The sequence below is a fragment of the Clostridium algoriphilum genome, from assembly GCF_020443705.1.
GTDB classification, from domain to species: Bacteria; Bacillota; Clostridia; order Clostridiales; family Clostridiaceae; genus Clostridium_AD; species Clostridium_AD algoriphilum.
Genome location: NZ_JAIZZK010000001.1, coordinates 104,572 through 123,351 on the forward strand (window position 1 = coordinate 104,572; position 18,780 = coordinate 123,351).

Consider the following 18,780-nt stretch of genomic DNA (forward strand, 5'->3'; position numbering starts at 1 on the left):
GGCAAATGATGAGTATAAAGTTGATAAACATAGGTTTTGGAAATATTGTTTCAGCAAATAGATTGGTAGCTATAGTCAGCCCTGAATCAGCTCCTATAAAAAGAATAATTCAAGAAGCAAGAGATAGAGGTATGCTAATTGATGCTACTTATGGAAGAAGAACCAGAGCAGTTATTATCACTGATAGTGATCATGTCATTTTATCAGCTGTTCAGCCTGAAACTGTTGCACATAGATTATCTGTTAAAGATGAGGAACATTTAGATGAGGTTGAAGAATAATGAAAAATAAAGGACAGCTAATTGTTATTTCAGGACCTTCCGGTGCCGGTAAAGGAACTGTATGTAAGGCACTTCTTGAAAAAAACGATTTTTGGATTTCGGTCTCCGCAACTACAAGAAGTCCAAGGAAAGCTGAAATAGACGGAATGAATTATTACTTTATAACTAAAGAAGAATTCCGAGAAAAAATTGAATCGAAAGATTTTCTTGAATACGCAGAGGTTTATGGAAACTGTTACGGTACTCCTAAATCTCAAGTTTTAAAAGTATTAGATGGTGGCCGCGATGTAATACTTGAAATAGATATCCAAGGTGCTCTTAATGTGAAAATGGCTTATCCAAGTGGTTTGTTTATTTTTATTCTTCCACCATCTATGGAGGAATTAAGAAATAGAATTACAAATAGGGGCAGTGAAACACCAGAGTCCCTAATTACAAGATTTACATCTGCTCATAAAGAAATTAGTTTTGTTTCAAAATATGATTATGCTGTTGTAAATGATACTGTAGATAATGCTTGTGACAAAATTCAAAGTATTATAATTGCAGAAAGATGTAGAGTAGATAGAATGAATGGAGATTTTCTAAAGGAGGAAATTAGTAATGAATAATGAAATGATTAGTCCATCAATAGTAAATTTATTAGAAAAAGTAGATAATAGGTATTCGTTGGTAGTAGCAACATCCAAAAGAGCAAGACAAATAATAGAGGGTCAAAGTCCACTTGTACATGTGGATTCTACGAAACCTGTTACAATAGCTATACATGAAATTTATGAAGGAGCTATTGTTGCAATTACTACAAAAGAGGGAATAAAATAGTATGGAAAATAGAAAGACAGTAGTTATTGGTGTAACAGGTGGAATTGCAGTATATAAGGCTCTAGATGTTATTAGTAAATTAAAAAAAGAAAATATTGAAGTGCATGTTATTATGACAAAGGCAGCTATTGAGTTTGTAAATCCAATAAGTTTTCAATCTCTTAGTCAAAACATTGTAATTCATGATATGTTTGAAGAGCCTAAAGCATGGGAAATACAACATATAGTGCTTGCAAAAAAAGCTGATTTATTTGTTATAGTTCCAGCGACTGCTAATGTAATTGGTAAAGTTGCAAATGGTATTGCAGACGATATGTTAACTACTACTATAATGGCAACAAAGGCACCAGTGATTTTTGCACCAGCAATGAATGTCAATATGTACAATAATCCTATACTCCAAAGTAATATCCAAAAGCTTAAGGAGTTTGGATATAATTTTATTAATCCAACATCCGGAAGACTCGCCTGTGGTGATATAGGAGAAGGAAAATTAGCACAAACAGAAGATATTTTTGAAATAATTATGAGTAATTTGTATTCAATAAAAGATATGATTGGAACTAAGGTTTTAGTTACGGCTGGGCCAACAATTGCACCTATTGACCCCGTAAGATATATAACAAATAGGTCTTCTGGAAAAATGGGATATGCAATCGCGAGAGAAGCAAGAGACCGTGGAGCAGTTGTAACTTTAATATCGGGTCCATGCAATGAAAAAGTACCTATTGGTGTAAGTATCATAAGAATAAATACTAATGAAGAGATGAGGGCAGCTGTATTAAACAATTATGAAGATACTAATATTGTTATAAAAGCAGCAGCTGTATCTGACTATAAGCCTAAAGTGTACAGTAATAATAAAATTAAAAAAAGTGAAAATGGTCTAAATTTAGAGTTTATACGAGATAATGACATTTTGAAAGAGTTAGGATTACATAAAAAGAATCAAATTTTAGTAGGCTTTGCAGCTGAAAGTAATGATCTACTGCAAAATGCTAAAGGTAAACTACTTAAGAAGAATTTGGATTATATAGTTGCTAATGACATAACAAAAGCAGACATTGGTTTTGGAACTGATGAGAATAAAGTGATTATTTTAAGCAAAGATAACGATCCAATAGCAATAGACAAAATGTCGAAGAAACAAATTGCTAGGGAGTTGTTTAATTTAATAAATAAAAAGCGCTAATGCGCTTTTTATTTATTAAAGAAAATTACAAAATTAAAAGGGTGATTAAGTGTATCAGTATGCTGGAGTTGTGGTGAATAACGATTCGGTTCAAGTGGATAAGGTTTTCACATATAAAATACCTATTAGTTTAATAGGCAGCGTTCTTTTAGGATTTAGAGTTAAAGTGCCGTTTGGTAGAGGAAACAGGACGATTGATGCTTTTGTTTTAGAATTGCGTGAGCAATGTGATAATGTGAATAATATTAAGGAAATAACAAGCATTTGTGATGATATGCCACTCCTTAAAATTACTGATATTGAACTTATTAAAATTATGAAAAAAAAGTATCTTTGTACATACTTAGAATGCATTAAAGTTATTATTCCAAGAGGAATAACAAAAGGTATAAAAAAGAAGACTGCTCAGGTATTGACAACACTAAAACAGCTAGAGGGAAAGTTTTTAAATGAACCTTATAAAAACATTTATGAGCTAATACAACAAAATAGTATGAAGTATAATAAAAATGAATTTAGCAAAATGTTTAATCAGTCATTGTCATCAACAAATACAATGATTAAATATGGATTTTTGGAGACCAAAGAGGTAATAATTAATAGGTATAGTGATAAAAACTATTCTAGCTATGAAGAAAAGATATTAAATGAGAATCAACAAAAATCAGTAGATATTATAATGAATTCTAAGTTAAAAAAATTTTTAATTTATGGAGTTACAGGTAGTGGAAAGACTGAGATATATATGAATTTGGTTAGTTATATGTTAAAAGACAATAAACAGTCTATAATTCTTATACCCGAAATATCTTTAACACCTCAAATGGTTGAAAGGTTTAAAGGCCGATTTGGACGTGACATAGCAGTTTTTCATAGTAGACTATCAGATGGTGAACGTTTTGACGAATGGATGAGAGTAAAGCTTGGAAATGTTAAAATTGCAATTGGGGCAAGATCAGCTATATTTTTACCTTTTGAAAATCTAGGATTAATTGTTATAGATGAGGAACATGAAGCAAGTTATAAGTCGGATAGGGACCCCAAATTTGATGCACGTGAAATAGCTTACATGAAATGTGAGCTAGAAAGTTGCAAACTAATATTGGGGTCAGCGACGCCCTCTATAGAAAGCTATTATAAAGCTAGTATAAATGAACTAAAGTTAATTACAATTAATGAGAGAGCTGATGGTGCAGCCATGCCTAAGGTAGAGATCGTTGATATGCGAGAAGAGCTTATGAATAACAATCGTTCTATATTTAGCAAGTCATTACATGAGGGTATAACTGAATCTCTAAGAAAAAACGAGCAAGTAATATTGTTTTTAAACAGAAGAGGTTTTTCAACCTTTGTCTCTTGCAGAAAATGTGGATACGTTTTTAAATGCAAAAAATGCGATATTTCACTAACTTATCACAATACATCTGAATACCTAACTTGTCATTATTGTGGTGAGAAAGAAAGAATAAGCAAAGTCTGCCCTAGTTGTGGCAGTAGTTATGTGAAATATTTTGGAGTCGGAACAGAAAAGATCGAGCAAGAAATTAATAGAATCTTTCCTAGTGCAAAAACTCTAAGAATGGATTTTGATACAACTCGAAAAAAAAATTCTTATGAATATATATATAATACTTTTAAAAACAAACAGGCAGATATCTTAATTGGAACTCAGATGGTTGCGAAAGGATTAGATTTTAAAAATGTTACTTTAGTAGGAGTAATTGCCGCAGATTTATCACTTAATTTACCAGATTATAGGGCCTTTGAACGGACATTTCAACTACTTACGCAAGTCTCAGGAAGGGCTGGTAGAGGCAGTAAGGAAGGGAATGTTGTCATTCAAACATATAGTGCAGATAATTTAACTATACAATATGCAGCACATAATGATTATGATAGTTTTTATAAAAATGAAATTATGATGAGAAAAGCTATGGATTATCCACCTTTTACAAGTATTTTAGTTATTAACATGAGTTCTGAAGATGAAAAATTGTTAATAAAAAGTATACAGAATGTTGGCGAAAATTTAAAATATAAGATTCAAAATGATGATAATATTACATTACTTGGGCCATGTCCTTGTGGGATTTCTAAGATTAAAAATTTCTACAGATGGCAAATTATCATTAAAGGAAATATTGAAGAAATAATTGCAGGCGAAATAAAGAATTTTGTTTATGAATCAGTTAAAAATGTTTATAATAGTATAAGGGTTAGCTTGGATATTAATCCTAGCAGCATGATTTAAAAGTATCGTAATAATTTAATACAGTAAAAATATTTATTTAATAACAGGGGGTTATGGTATGGCTATAAGAACAATTAGAATTTATGGAGATGACTTATTAAGAAAGAAAAGTAGAGTGGTAGACGATATTAACCAAAGAATTTTACTATTAATAAAAGATATGAAAGAAACTATGTATAATTCTAAGGGAATAGGACTTGCGGCACCACAGGTTGGAATTTTAAAAAGAATAGTAGTCATTGATATTGGAGAGGGAATAATAGCATTAATTAATCCAGAGATTGTAGAAATGCAAGGTTCACAAATTGCAAGTGAAGGTTGCTTAAGTATACCAGGAATGCAAAAGTCCGTAGATAGGCCTAATAATGTGAAAGTTAAGGCCCTGAACGAAAGTGGAGAAGAAATAGTTATCGACGGAGAAGGTCTTCTTGCAAGGGCGATTTGCCATGAAATTGATCATTTAGATGGCGTATTATTTATTGATAAAGCTATAGAGAGTGAGGAAGAATAATATGAATATAGTTTTTATGGGCACACCAGAATTTTCAGTACCTTCACTTTTAAAACTAATAAATGAATTTAATGTATCTGCTGTTTTTACTCAGCCTGATAGGCCAAAAGGAAGAGGAAAAAATTTAGCTATGTCGCCAGTTAAACAACTTGCAGTCACCCATAATATACCAGTATATCAACCCTTAAAACTTAGAAATAATGAGGAAATGATAGAAACAATTAAAGATTTAAAACCGGATTTTATTGTAGTGGTAGCCTTTGGTCAAATTCTTCCGAAAGAAGTATTGGATATTCCGAAATGTGGATGTGTAAATTTGCATGCATCACTCTTGCCTAAATATAGGGGTGCTGCTCCTATAGCTTGGTGTATAATTAATGGGGAAAGCAAAAGTGGTAATACAACAATGTTTATGGATGTAGGCCTTGATACAGGGGATATATTGTTAACAGAAGAAGTGAAGATTTCAAGTAGTATTACAGCGGGGGATTTGCACGATACTCTAATGACTAGCGGTGCGGAGCTTTTAGTTAAAACAATAAATGGAATAGTGAATAATGAAATAAAACCAATTAAACAAGAAAACAACTTAAGTACATATGCGTCTAAACTAGGAAAAGAAATGGCTAATATTAATTGGGAAAGTAGTAATGTTGATATTCACAATTTTATAAGAGGGTTAAATCCATCACCAATTGCATATACTCATTATAAGAATACTGTAATGAAAATATTTAAGTCAAGAGTTATAAATGAGCAATCAGATAAACAGATAGGAAGCATAATAGAAGTTTCAAAAGATGGAATTAAGGTAGCAACTGGTAATGGTGTTTTACTTATTGAAGAAATACAATTTCCAGGAAAAAAACCTTTAAAAGTGAAGAATTATATTATCGGGAATAAGATAAACGAAGGTGAAATTCTTATATAAATAAATCTAATGAAAAATTGAGGTTATATCATGAATAATAGTAGACTAGTAGCAATTATAGTTATAGAAAAAGTGTTGAATGAAAATGCATATTCGAATATTGTTTTAGGACTTGAACTTAACAAATCAGAATTAAGCGATAAAGATAAAGCACTAGTTACAGAAATAGTTTATGGTACGCTAAAATATAAATATACTATAGATAAAATATTGTGTAACTTTATTAAAAAGGGTATAGATAAATTAGATAGCTTTGTTTTAAATATACTAAGAATATCAGTTTATCAAATTAGATTTCTAGATAAAGTTCCGAGTTTTGCAGTGGTTAATGAGGCTGTAAATCTGACCAAAAAGAAAAGCAATATAGGAGCATCAAAACTTGTTAATGGTGTGCTTAGGAGTTATCTAAGAGACAATACCACAAAGTATTATAATGAAAAGGATAATATTGAAAGATTATGTTTTGAGTATTCATTTACTAAGGCTTTAGTTAAACTCTTCATAAAGCAATATGGACCTGAAATTGCTGAAAAAATTCTTGTGGGATTAAACTATAAACCTGATGTTACAGTTAGAGTTAATACTCTAAAATTAAGTTATAAAGAAATATGGGAAAAACTTATACAAAATGGGTATAATATAGAAGAAGGGTATGCATGTCCTGATGCAATTCGAATTATTAAAGGTAAAAATATAGAGAATAACCTTTTATTCAATGAAGGAAAAATAACAGTTCAGGATGAGAGCGCAATGCTTACAGCACATTCTATGAACCTTACGCCAAATTTATATGTCTTAGATCTTTGCAGTGCCCCAGGGGGGAAAACAACGCACATTGCAGAAATTATGGAGAATACAGGACATATTTCCGCATTTGATGTACATAAAAATAAATTATCATTAATTAAAGAAAATTTGAAGAGAATAGGAATTACAAATACTACTTGTGATGTTCGAGATGCTACGATTTATGATCCGAATTTATTTGAATGTGCAGATAGAGTTCTTATAGATGTACCTTGTTCTGGTCTTGGAATTATAAGAAAAAAACCTGAGATAAAGTGGAGCAAGCACATAAAGGACGTAGAAACTATAGTTGGTGTACAAAGGAAGATAATGGAGAATGCTTCTAAATACGTAAAAAAGGGTGGAGTGCTTGTATATTCAACGTGCACCCTTAATAAGGAAGAGAACGAAAAGAATATTGAATGGTTTATAGAGACTCATCCGGATTTTAAGATTGAGCCAGTATTTTATGGAGAACTAGATAATATAAACTATAATGATAGAGGATATGTTACTATATTTCCAAATGAATACATGGATGGATTTTTTATAACCAAAATTATAAAGTCATAGTGGTGTATAAAATGATAGTAGGTGTATAAAATGATTAATATATTAGATTTAGATTTAGTCGAATTAAAGCAATGGATGAAAGATAATGGTGAAAGCGAATTTAGAGCTAAGCAAGTATCGGACTGGATTTATAAGAACGTCTGGGAATTTGAAAATATGAACAATATTCCGAGGAGCATAAAAGAAAAGCTACAAAGTAATTTTTACATAGGAATACCTAAACTTATTGAAGAATATTCGTCAAAATTAAACGATACAAGGAAGTACTTATTTGAATTAGATGATGGTAATTTAATTGAATGCGTTATTATGAAATATAAACATGGGAATTCTATATGTATATCTACTCAAGTTGGGTGTAGAATGGGATGCAAGTTTTGCGCATCTACCATTGGAGGAATGATTAGAAACCTTACGACCGGAGAAATGCTATCTCAAATAATTAAATCACAGCAACTAATAGGGGAAAGAATTTCAAATGTAGTACTCATGGGAAGTGGGGAACCATTTGATAATTTTTATAATGTTATAAAATTTCTTGAACTAGTAAATTCACAAAATGGATTAAACATTGGTCAAAGGCATATAACTATTTCTACTTGTGGTATAGTACCGAAAATCAAAGAATTCGCTGATATTAATTTGCAAACGACACTTGCTATTTCACTTCATGCAGCTACAGATGAAATAAGAATGCAAAGTATGCCAATTGCAAATAAGTATTCTATTGCAGAAATTATGGATGCATCTAGGTACTATATAAATAAAACTAATAGGCGAATAACTTTTGAATATGCTCTTGTGAAGGGTCTTAATGACAGTTTGCAGGATGCAGAAAAGTTAAGTGTTCTATTAAAGGATATGTTATGCCATGTTAATTTAATTCCAGTTAATGAGATAAAAGAAAATGAATTAAAAAGGTCCTCGAATGAAGATGTTGCAGAGTTTAAGAGGGTACTTGAAACGAATAATATTCAGACAACAATAAGGCGAGAGATGGGACTAGATATTAATGCAGCGTGTGGTCAACTTAGGAGAAGCTACATTAAAAGTGGAAATTCAAATGAGGGGGTATAACAATGCTTGGGGTTTTATCAGATGTTGGAAATGTTAGAAAAACAAATGAAGACTCTGTTGGTTATTTTGAAAGTAGTGATTTCGATATTTATGCTGTAGCAGATGGTATGGGGGGGCATAATGCAGGAGAGGTTGCAAGTCAATTAGCTATTAAGGTTATAATAGAATATATAAAGAAAAATCACAATGACTTAGATTTAAAAAAAATACTTTCTGATGGAATAAAATGTGCCAATAAAGAGATTTTTGAGATGTCGAGTCAGAGTGATGCACTTAAAGGAATGGGTACAACTATAACAATTTGTTTTAAAAAACAAAACGAAATGGTTGTTGCTAATGTGGGTGACAGTAGTTGTTTTATTATTGATCAGAACAGAGAATTATTAAAAGTTACAAGAGACCATTCTTTAGTACAACAGCTTTTAGATAATGGTTCTATAACTGAAGAAAATGCTAGAACTCATCCAAATAAAAATATTATTACAAGGGCACTTGGAACAAATGAATTAGTAGAAGTTGACCTTTTTGATGTTGATTTGACTAATATAATTAAATGTATTTTATGCACAGATGGTCTTTCTAATGATGTGACTTATTCTGAGATGTATGATATTATTATTAAAAATGACAATGAAGCAAGTTGCAAAATGTTAGTGGATTTAAGCAAATCAAAGGGTGGACGCGATAACATATCAGTTATCGTATTTGAAGGAGAGTGCAGAGATGATAGGAACCATATTAGGGAGTAGATATGAACTCCTTGAAAAAATTGGAGAGGGCGGAATGGCAATAGTTTATAAAGCTAAATGTCGTTTGCTCAATCGTTATGTTGCTGTAAAAATTCTAAAAGAAGAATTCTCAAATAATATAACGTTTATGGATAAATTTAAAAAAGAAGCGTCATCTGTTGCTAGTCTTTCATCAAATAATATAGTTAATATATATGATGTTGGACATGAGGGAGATATTAATTATATTGTAATGGAATATATAGAAGGTAAAACTCTAAAGCAAATTATTGTTGAGAATGGTAGCATGGATTATGACCTCGTAATAGACTATGGTATGCAGATTGCAAAAGCACTTGAATGTGCTCATAAGAACAACATTATACATAGAGATATAAAACCACACAATATCTTAGTAACAGAAGATGGAACAGTTAAAGTTACGGATTTTGGTATAGCAAAAGCTGCAAGTTCTGTAACTATAACTAATACCAGCACAGTAATGGGCTCAGCTCATTATTTTTCTCCAGAACAAGCAAAAGCAAGTTTTGTAGATTGTAGAACTGATATATATTCTTTTGGAATAGTGCTTTATGAGATGGTTACAGGGAGAGTGCCTTATGATGCAGAAAGTCCTGTATCGGTAGCTTTAAAACATATACAAGAACCAGTTGTTCCACCTAAGCAAATAGATCCCAATGTGCCTGAAAATTTAAATAAATTAATATTAAAAGCAATAGAGAAAGAACCTATAAAAAGGTATCAAACAGCAAAAGAAATGTTTTTAGATTTACAGAGAATACAAAATAATAGTTCATATACTATAGCTTCAAACAGTAGTATGGATAATGAATACACGAGAGTTATGGCACCTGTAAATGTAGCTGATTATGAAAAAGAAAAAAAAGTAGAAGAAGTGGAAGAAGTGATCAAAACTCCAAAGACTAGAGCTAATAAAAAAAATAACAAATCGAAGATAATAGGTGCTGTTGCAATTATTTTGTTTATTGTTTTAGCTACTGCTTTAGGATTTATGGTTAAAAATTATTTATCAAGTAATAATAATGCCGCAGTTGCAGATAAAATATTGGTTCCTAAAATTATTGGTTTGGATAAGGCGAATGCAGAGGAACTAGTAGTGGAAAAAGGCTTAAATTTTGTCGTGGTTGCAGAAGAAGATAGCGATAAACCAAAAGGAGAAGTCATATTATGTTTCCCTGATGAGGGAACAGAAATAAAAGCTAATGGAGAAGTAAGAGTCAGAGTTAGCAAAGGACCAGCAAGCTTCAAAAATCCTTCTGTTAAAGGGCTTGATAAAGCTTCAGCTAGCGCTATTATAGAACAAAATGGATTAGTACTTGGTAGTGTTACTGAGGAGTACAGTGAATCCATTGCTAGTGGCATAGTTATAAGCCAAGATCCAGGTCAAGATGACTTGGTTCAAAAAGGTGATAAGGTAAATTTAGTAATAAGTAAAGGCGTAGAAATCAAGTATGCAAAGGTTCCAAATTTATATGGTCTATCTTTAAATGAAGCAGAACGAGTATTGCAAAGTACAAATTTAAAGTTAGGTAATCAAAAGAAAGTAGTAACTAGTGATAACTCACTGGAGGGTAAAATTTTCAATCAAAGCAATGCTGCAAATACGGAACTTCAAGAAGGTACTTCAGTAGGTGTCAGTTATTATACTTACGTTGAGCCAGCAAAAGAAACATTTAATGTTCCAAACTTTATAGGAATGACCGTTAAACAAGCAAAGGCCTCAGCGGTACAATCTGATGTAACCATATCAGTATCTGGTAGTGATAATGATATCATTGAATCACAAAGTAAGGCGTCAGGGACTAAAGCTGATGTCGGAGATACTATAACTTTAACATCTAAGTCTGTGGTAGCACCGACAACACCTGGAACTGGAACTGGAACTGGAACTGGTACTGGTACTGGAACTGGTACTGGAACTGGTACTGGAACTGGTACTGGTACTGATACTGATACTGATACTGATACTGGGACTAAAGTTCAAACCACTCCAACAACAGACGTAAAAAACAAATAATTATAACTTTTAAAATATGTTAACAAATATTAAGTCAAAGGTAAATGAAGGAGGAATCTATGCAAGGAGTAATCATAAAAGGTGTAGGCGGACTATATTTTGTAAAAGTTGAAGATAGGGTTATAGAATGTAAGGCTAGAGGAAAGTTCAGGTATACTGGGCTTGTCCCCGTTATTGGTGACAGAGTGGAAATAATGCTCGAGACGGATGTTAACAAAGGGGTAATTGAAAAGATTTTCACAAGGGATACAGAAATGGTACGACCAGCAGTTGCTAATGTTACTCAAGCTTTCGTAGTTTTCGCCTTTAAAAAACCTGACTTGAATATGGATTTGCTCAATAAATTTTTAGTGCTTTGTGAACACTATGGGTTAAAGATAGTCCTTTGTTTAAATAAATTAGATTTAGTTGATAAAATTGATGAGGACCTTATAAAAGAATTAAAAAGCGTTGGGTGTGATATAGTTTTCTTAAAAGCAAAAGAAGGTGATGGTCTTTGTGAGCTTAAGACAAAAATAAAAGATAATATTACAGTTTTTTGTGGACCCTCAGGAGTTGGAAAGTCAACTATACTCAATAGTTTACTTGGAAGAGAAGCTATGAAAACTGGAGATATAAGTAAAAAGTCACAGAAAGGTAAGCATACGACTAGGCATAGTGAGCTTATTGAATATGAGGAAGGTTTTTTGCTAGATACTCCAGGGTTTTCAGCGTTAAGTCTAGACTTTATAGAGAAAGAGAAACTACAAGATTGTTTTCCTGAATTTGAAAAACATAGATGTGAATGTAGATTTTCTAATTGTATGCATTATAAAGAACCTAATTGTAGCGTTAAGGAAGCAGTAGAAGCTAATGAAATTTATACTGACAGGTACAATTTTTATGTAAAAACATTAGAAGAAATTATTGCTAGGGGGAATAAAAAATGATAAAAATAGCACCATCTATACTTTCAGCAGATTTTTCAAGGTTAGGTGAACATATAAAAGAACTAGAGGCTTATGGCGCTGATATGATTCATATAGATGTTATGGATGGTATGTTTGTACCTAATATTTCTTTTGGTATTCCGGTTATTAAGAGCATTAGAAAACTTACAAAGTTGCCATTTGATGTACACCTTATGATAGAAGAACCATCAAGATATATTGAAGATTTTGTAAAAGCAGGAGCTGATATTATAACTGTTCATTATGAAACCGATAGGCATATTGACAGAACTATTAATTACATAAAAAGTTTTGGAGTTAAAGCAGCAGTTGCATTAAACCCGGCTACTCCTGTAGCATTAATAAAACATCTGATAAGTAATCTTGATATGGTACTTATTATGACAGTAAACCCTGGATTTGGGGGTCAAAAGTATATTGAATACTGCCTTGATAAAGTTAAAGAAGTAAGAACTCTTTCAGACAAATATAATAAGAAACTCTTAATTCAAGTAGATGGTGGAATCGATGAAGTAAATATCCGAGAAGTTGTTAGTGGTGGTGCTAATGTAATTGTAGCCGGATCAGCAGTATTTAAGAATGGAGAAATCGAAAAAAATATGAAAGCTTTAAGAGCTGCTATTTAGCATGAAGGTAATAATAATATCAGGAGGAAATCCGCCATCAAAGGAGCTACTCATAAGTGAAATTACAAAGGATACATTTATAATAGGAGCAGATAGTGGGGCTAATTGCTTATATTGCTATAATATAACGCCTAACTTGCTTGTTGGGGATTTTGATTCTATTGATACAAAGGTATTAGATTATTTCAAAATAAACAATTGTATCATAGATGTATATCCTACAGAAAAAGATTTTACTGATACTGAGATTGCAGTTAGAAAGGCTATAAGCATGAAGCCAAAAGAAATAGTACTCCTAGGGTGTACTGGTACTAGAGTTGATCATTTGCTCGGGAATATTGGTATGCTAAAGATATGCTTAGAAAACAGCCTTAATGCGTGCATGAAGGATGCAAATAATAATATTAGGTTAATTGACTCATCAACCTCTTTAAATGGCGTAGTGGGTGAGACATTCTCGGTACAATCATATGGTGATGAAATTATTGGATTAACAATTGTGGGTGCTAAATATCCTTTAGATAATTACAATTTAAAAATCGGGCAGAGTATATCTATTTCAAATGAGTTCTCAGTGCCGCTGGTTGAGCTTAAATTCGAATCTGGAACGCTTATGATAATATTACCATCAGATTAAAATTCATAAAAACTATTTTTTTATTGAGATTTTCAATAAAAAAATAGTTTTTTATTTTGGCAACATTATTGATATTCAATCATATAATAATATTGGAATACTTTTAGAGGGGAATAACTTATGAAAAGGTATTATAAGTTTTTTGGAAGGCAGTTTGGAATAATTATAGCGTGCTTAGGTATTGGAATTATAACCGTAGTGATAGTTCCATTTTGGTGGTGGATAATTGTTGTGGGAGGGGGAGTTGTTTATTTAGGTTTTACTATAATGAATCATAACAATCATTGTTAGCTGTATGCAGATAGATAGGGCGGGTTGAATAACAGTTTTTGAATTATAAGTAACGCTTATTTGGTAGGTCTTGTAATAATTTAATTATATATGAAGAATACTTAAATAGTTTAAATACATTATGTTTGGGAGGTATGTGAGATGAAAATTGTGGCTATTAAATTACCGAGATTTATGTCTCGAATAATTAGATTCTTTTTAAGAAAATAACATAGAAAAGCTCAAATTAGTTTATTATTTTTGCGAAATGTTAGAGTTTACACTCTAGTGTATTTATGTAAAAGGCATTTATAAAGAAATGATTTAAATAAAAAAATTAGCTTTTACAGCTGGATTTAAATAAAAAATGTAGCGTTTACAGCTGAATTTAAGTAAAAAATGCAGCGTTTATAGCTGAATTTAAATAAAAAATGTAGCTGGTTACAGCTGAATTTAAATAAAAAATGCAGCTGGTTACAGCTGCATCTTTATTTCTTAATTATATAGCACGTTGAACTTTACCTGAACGAAGACATCTAGTACATACATGTATAGATTTAGGCGTTCCGCTAACTATAGCTTTAACTTTTTGAATATTTGGAGCCCATTTTCTCTTTGATTCACGGTGTGAGTGACTATATTGACTACCTGAAACAACACCTTTATTGCATATCTCGCATTTTCTTGACAATGAAAACACCTCCTTAAGACTATGAAGAACAAAATCTTCTCAATTGAAACACGCATTATTGTAACATACATATTACTACTCTTGCAAGTCTATTGAGCAATTATAAGTACATAAAGCAATTATATAATAAAATTTCTTGAATAAATTAGTGTTATAATATAAAATAATCTATATAGCATTATAAGGAGGAATTACAATGAAAGGTAAGATTACAACCGAGAATGGTACTATATATTATTCAGAGGAAGCTTTAGCCAATATAGTTGGCATTTCTACAACGGAGTGTTATGGAGTTGTAGGCATGGCACTAAAAGATGCCAAGGATGGATTTTGGCAATTAATTAAGAGTGATGGATTAAATAAAGGGGTTAAAATTAACTCTAAAGAAAACAAACTATTTATTGAATTATATATAATAGTTGAATATGGAACCAAAATATCTATAATAGCAAATAATATAATACAAAAGATAAGATACAATGTTGAAAATTATACAGGACTAAAAGTTACAACAATAACAGTAAACGTCCAAGGTGTAAGGGTCTAAGGAGGTATATGCAGTGGAATACTTAAAAATAAACGGACAACACTTCCGTAATATGGTTATAAATGCATCGAATAGATTAGAATATGAAAAAGAATATGTAAATTCTCTAAATGTATTTCCAGTCCCAGATGGAGATACAGGCACTAATATGTCAATGACATTTAAGGCAGCAGTACTAGAAATTGAAAGCATGTCAACGGAGTCCATTGCTGAGATATCACAAAAATTAGCTAGAGGCGCGCTAATGGGTGCAAGAGGTAATTCAGGCGTTATATTATCACAAATATTTAGAGGCATTGGAAAAGGGTTAGAAGGCAAAGTAGAAGCTACTTCAGATGAATTCGCTAAAAGTATCCTAGAAGGTGCGAAGTTTGCATATAAGGCTGTTATGAGACCTACTGAAGGAACTATTTTAACTATTATTAAAGCGGCTGGTGAGAGTGCAGTAAAAAGCAGGGCGGCAAATGTAGTTACACTTATGCAGGAGGTTTGCAAACGTAGTGAGAGTATGCTTAATAAAACTCCAGATATGCTTCCAGCATTAAAACAGGCAAAAGTAGTTGATGCGGGTGGCATGGGCCTTTTAATATTATTTAAAGGAATGTATGAAGCCTTAAGCAATAATATGGAGGCTACAATTAATAAACTGGATAATAAAAGTACTAAAACAGAAACAACGTCATCTTCAATTTCAGATATACCGATAGATATAAAGTTTGGTTATTGTACTGAATTGTTAGTTATTGCTAAAAACGTTGATATAAATAAATTAAAGAAATATTTAGAAAAGCAAGGAGACTCAATGGTTGTGGTATCACAAGATGAGTTTCTTAAAATTCATATACACACAAATGACCCAGGGCTAGTGCTTTCAAAAGCAGTAACACTAGGCGAATTATTTAAAGTGAAGATAGAAAACATGAGAGAACAACATAGAAACCTATTAGGTATAGCTGACGAGGAAACTGAGAAAATCGAGGAAACGGTAAAGGAAAGTACTATTGAACCTAAAAAGTATGGATTTATATCTGTTGCACTTGGAGAAGGAATTAAGAATATTTTTGAAGATTTAGGTGTGGATGTTGTAATAGAGGGTGGGCAAACTATGAACCCTAGTATACAAGACATAGTAGATAGTGTTAATAAGATTAATGCTGAAAACATATTTATATTACCTAATAATAAAAATATACTTATGGCGGCGCTTCAGGCCGTTGAGTTGTCTGATAAAAATGTAATTGTTATTCCTTCTAAAACTATCCCACAAGGTATAACCGCTGTAACAATGTTTAATGCAGAAGTCAGTGTAGATGAAAATGAGAATATATTAAAAGAAGCAATAAAAAATGTTGCAACAGCTTCTGTAACATTTGCTGTTAAAGATACTGAATCTGATGGTAATATAATAAAGGAAGGAAATATACTAGGTTTAGTTGAACAGGATATTAAAGAAGTTGGAACAGATATTTATAAAGTTTGCGATGATATTATTGGCAGTATGATAACTAAGGACAGTGAGCTTATCACCATTTTCTATGGTGAAGATTGTATTTCAAGTAAAGTAGAAGAGTTTATCTCTACTTTGGTAAGTAAATATCCAGATATAGACATTCAATGTTATAATGGAAAACAACCATTATATTATTTTATTGCGTCAGTTGAATAAAAGCCTTAGGGCTTTTTTTCTTATATATTAATAATGAATAGAACTATTGTTAAAATATTTTTCTTGGAGTGGTATTTGTGAATACTTATAGTGATATAAAATATATAAAGGGTGTTGGGCCTAAAATGGCAGAAAACTTGAATAAGTGTGGAATTTTTAATGTATTAGATTTACTTTTATATTTTCCACGAGATTATGAGAATGTATCTGCTAATAAAAGCATTCTAGAATGCGCAGAAAGTGAAAAAATCATTGTAGAATGTTCGGTTTTAAATATACTAAAAGATGCTAGATTAAAAAACAATAAGACTCTTTCTACTATAGTTTTCTGCCAAGGAGATAACAAATTTAAAGGTAAATGGTTTAATCAAACATATGCAAAAAATAGCTTTAAAATCTCAAGTAATTATATTATTACAGGCAAAGTTAACATATTTAAGAATGAAATAACAATCATGAATCCTAAAATAGTAAAAAATACTTCTATGGATGCCAATACTTTTATGGATACAAATAAAATCATTGCTAAATATCCTATCAAAAACAATATTACAAATAACTTTTTTAACAAGATTATATCTGATGTGCTTTGTAATATTGAAATAACAGATAATTTGCCTAAATGGCTTGTGGAAAAGTACTGTTTTTGTTCTTTAAGTGATGCTACTCGTAATATACATAGTCCTAAGAGTACAGAACTCCTTAATGAAGCAAAGAAAAGACTTAAATTTCAGGAATTATTTACTTATTCATTAAAGATATTAATGTTAAAAGAGTTTATGAAAGATCATAATAATGGAATTCAATTTAAAATAGCTCCAGAACTTATAATTTTAAAGAAACAACTTCCATTTGAGCTAACAAAGGCACAAAGTAAAGTTGTAAGAGAAATCTTAATAGATCAAAAGAAAAATAAAGGAATGAATAGGTTGCTACAAGGTGATGTTGGAAGTGGTAAAACTATAGTTGCTATAATTACCATGTTTAATGTGGTAAAAAACGGTTATCAAGCAGCTATGATGGCACCAACTGAAATTCTAGCAAAGCAACATTATGAGGAAATTCAAAATGTATTAAGGGATTTCCAATTAAATATACAAATATTAAGTGGAAGCACAACAGCTAAAAACAAGCAATTAATTAAACAAGAGTTAAAAAATGGAACAATCGATATTATTGTTGGTACCCATGCACTTATTGAAGATAATGTAGAATTTAAAAACTTAGGCATGATTGTTACTGATGAGCAGCATAGATTTGGAGTATCACAAAGAAATAGATTTTCTAATAAAGGCAAAAATATTGATATTCTTGTAATGACAGCAACACCTATTCCAAGGACACTATCGTTATATTTATATGGTGATTTAGATGTATCTATTATAGATGAATTGCCACCTGGCAGGCAAATAATTGATACATCCTATGAAAGCTTGGCCTCTAGTAAAAAAGTCTATAAATTTGCTTTAGCCGAAATTATGAAGGGACGACAAGTGTATATTGTTTGTCCACTTGTGGAAGAAAATGAAGAAATGAAGTTAAGCTCAGTTGAAATGCTTTATGAGAAGTTAAAAAAAGATCAATTTAAATCAATAGAAATAGCAATGGTATATGGTAAAATGCCTAGCAAACTTAAAAATGAAATCATGGATAAATTTAAAGCCGGTGTAATAAAGGCATTAATTTCTACTACAGTAATTGAGGTTGGAGTAAATGTACCAAACGCAACTGTTATGATAATTGAAAACTCAGAAAGATTTGGCCTTGCACAACTCCATCAGCTTAGAGGAAGAGTAGGAAGGGGAAAGCATAAGTCTTATTGTATACTATTAGCTAACATCACAAACAATATAGTGAGAAGAAGATTAGAAATACTTATAAAAAGTAATGACGGCTTTTATATTGCTGAAGAAGATTTAAAAACCAGAGGTGCAGGAGAATTATTTGGAATAAAGCAGCATGGTGAATCAGGTCTAATTTTAGCAGATGTAATTGAAGACATTGATATTTTAAAACTGGCTAATAGCGAAGCAAAAAAGTTAATACAAAGTAAAAATATAGAAGACATGCGGCTAAAGAACGAAATAATAGAAAAAATCGAGCAAAGTTCTAGCTATATTTGTTTTAATTAAGAAAAAATATCTTTGTATAAATTATATATATATGTTAAAATATTATCGAA

The 18,780-nt window shown here is 31.3% G+C and carries 19 protein-coding genes; 18 read left to right on the forward strand and 1 reads right to left on the reverse strand.

Annotated elements, in window-relative coordinates:
- The first annotated feature begins 8 nt into the window (after positions 1-8).
- The 15 genes from remA (at position 9) to LGK95_RS00620 (ending at position 13,715) form a co-directional block, all read left to right on the forward strand.
- Positions 9-281, forward strand: a complete 273-nt coding sequence (gene remA / locus LGK95_RS00550) for an extracellular matrix/biofilm regulator RemA (protein ID WP_216305432.1) — start codon at positions 9-11, stop codon at positions 279-281.
- A complete protein-coding gene (gene gmk / locus LGK95_RS00555; RefSeq protein ID WP_226121087.1) occupies positions 281-892 on the forward strand; it encodes a guanylate kinase in 612 nt (203 codons plus the stop codon). Before remA ends, gmk begins: the two co-directional genes overlap by 1 nt.
- The gene (gene rpoZ, locus LGK95_RS00560; RefSeq protein WP_226121089.1) at positions 885-1,103 is read left to right on the forward strand and encodes a DNA-directed RNA polymerase subunit omega; all 219 of its coding nucleotides are present in this window, start codon (positions 885-887) and stop codon (positions 1,101-1,103) included. Before gmk ends, rpoZ begins: the two co-directional genes overlap by 8 nt.
- A 1-nt stretch (position 1,104) precedes the next feature.
- Positions 1,105-2,295 carry a bifunctional phosphopantothenoylcysteine decarboxylase/phosphopantothenate--cysteine ligase CoaBC gene (gene coaBC, locus LGK95_RS00565; RefSeq protein WP_226121091.1) on the forward strand — a complete coding sequence of 397 codons (1,191 nt, stop codon included), beginning with the start codon at positions 1,105-1,107 and terminating at the stop codon, positions 2,293-2,295.
- Between the two features lie 49 nt (positions 2,296-2,344).
- Positions 2,345-4,546, forward strand: a complete 2,202-nt coding sequence (priA, locus tag LGK95_RS00570) for a primosomal protein N' (RefSeq protein WP_226121093.1) — start codon at positions 2,345-2,347, stop codon at positions 4,544-4,546.
- A gap of 58 nt (positions 4,547-4,604) precedes the next feature.
- Positions 4,605-5,057 carry a peptide deformylase gene (gene def, locus LGK95_RS00575; protein ID WP_226121095.1) on the forward strand — a complete coding sequence of 151 codons (453 nt, stop codon included), beginning with the start codon at positions 4,605-4,607 and terminating at the stop codon, positions 5,055-5,057.
- Between the two features lies 1 nt (position 5,058).
- Complete coding sequence (fmt, locus tag LGK95_RS00580; RefSeq protein WP_226121097.1) at positions 5,059-5,988, forward strand: methionyl-tRNA formyltransferase; 930 nt, start codon at positions 5,059-5,061, stop codon at positions 5,986-5,988.
- A gap of 30 nt (positions 5,989-6,018) precedes the next feature.
- Positions 6,019-7,347: a 16S rRNA (cytosine(967)-C(5))-methyltransferase RsmB gene (gene rsmB / locus LGK95_RS00585; protein WP_226121099.1), complete on the forward strand. Its 1,329-nt coding sequence runs from the start codon at positions 6,019-6,021 to the stop codon at positions 7,345-7,347.
- Positions 7,348-7,377: 30 nt separating this feature from the next.
- Entirely contained in the window at positions 7,378-8,424 is a 1,047-nt protein-coding gene (gene rlmN / locus LGK95_RS00590) for a 23S rRNA (adenine(2503)-C(2))-methyltransferase RlmN (RefSeq protein WP_226121101.1), read from the forward strand.
- A 2-nt stretch (positions 8,425-8,426) separates the two neighbouring features.
- Complete coding sequence (locus tag LGK95_RS00595) at positions 8,427-9,173, forward strand: Stp1/IreP family PP2C-type Ser/Thr phosphatase (RefSeq protein WP_226121103.1); 747 nt, start codon at positions 8,427-8,429, stop codon at positions 9,171-9,173.
- Positions 9,148-11,211: a Stk1 family PASTA domain-containing Ser/Thr kinase gene (pknB, locus tag LGK95_RS00600; RefSeq protein ID WP_226121105.1), complete on the forward strand. Its 2,064-nt coding sequence runs from the start codon at positions 9,148-9,150 to the stop codon at positions 11,209-11,211. The genes LGK95_RS00595 and pknB overlap by 26 nt, the downstream gene beginning before the upstream one ends.
- A 59-nt stretch (positions 11,212-11,270) precedes the next feature.
- A complete protein-coding gene (gene rsgA / locus LGK95_RS00605; RefSeq protein WP_226121107.1) occupies positions 11,271-12,140 on the forward strand; it encodes a ribosome small subunit-dependent GTPase A in 870 nt (289 codons plus the stop codon).
- Positions 12,137-12,787 carry a ribulose-phosphate 3-epimerase gene (gene rpe / locus LGK95_RS00610; RefSeq protein ID WP_226121109.1) on the forward strand — a complete coding sequence of 217 codons (651 nt, stop codon included), beginning with the start codon at positions 12,137-12,139 and terminating at the stop codon, positions 12,785-12,787. The genes rsgA and rpe overlap by 4 nt, the downstream gene beginning before the upstream one ends.
- Position 12,788: 1 nt before the next feature.
- Positions 12,789-13,424 carry a thiamine diphosphokinase gene (locus LGK95_RS00615; RefSeq protein WP_226121111.1) on the forward strand — a complete coding sequence of 212 codons (636 nt, stop codon included), beginning with the start codon at positions 12,789-12,791 and terminating at the stop codon, positions 13,422-13,424.
- 120 nt (positions 13,425-13,544) lie between these two features.
- Positions 13,545-13,715 carry a hypothetical protein gene (locus LGK95_RS00620; RefSeq protein WP_226121113.1) on the forward strand — a complete coding sequence of 57 codons (171 nt, stop codon included), beginning with the start codon at positions 13,545-13,547 and terminating at the stop codon, positions 13,713-13,715.
- A gap of 478 nt (positions 13,716-14,193) precedes the next feature.
- Here the strand turns inward: LGK95_RS00620 and rpmB are convergent, their stop codons facing one another.
- Positions 14,194-14,385, reverse strand: a complete 192-nt coding sequence (gene rpmB / locus LGK95_RS00625; RefSeq protein WP_216149825.1) for a 50S ribosomal protein L28 — start codon at positions 14,383-14,385, stop codon at positions 14,194-14,196.
- A gap of 196 nt (positions 14,386-14,581) precedes the next feature.
- On the opposite strand from rpmB, the gene LGK95_RS00630 reads away from it, so the two are divergent.
- The 3 genes from LGK95_RS00630 (at position 14,582) to recG (ending at position 18,730) form a co-directional block, all read left to right on the forward strand.
- The gene (locus tag LGK95_RS00630; protein ID WP_226121115.1) at positions 14,582-14,932 is read left to right on the forward strand and encodes an Asp23/Gls24 family envelope stress response protein; all 351 of its coding nucleotides are present in this window, start codon (positions 14,582-14,584) and stop codon (positions 14,930-14,932) included.
- 13 nt (positions 14,933-14,945) lie between these two features.
- Positions 14,946-16,598: a DAK2 domain-containing protein gene (locus LGK95_RS00635; protein WP_226121116.1), complete on the forward strand. Its 1,653-nt coding sequence runs from the start codon at positions 14,946-14,948 to the stop codon at positions 16,596-16,598.
- 77 nt (positions 16,599-16,675) lie between these two features.
- On the forward strand, positions 16,676-18,730 hold the full coding sequence (gene recG, locus LGK95_RS00640) for an ATP-dependent DNA helicase RecG (protein WP_226121118.1): 2,055 nt from the start codon (positions 16,676-16,678) through the stop codon (positions 18,728-18,730).
- The last annotated feature ends 50 nt before the right edge of the window (positions 18,731-18,780 follow it).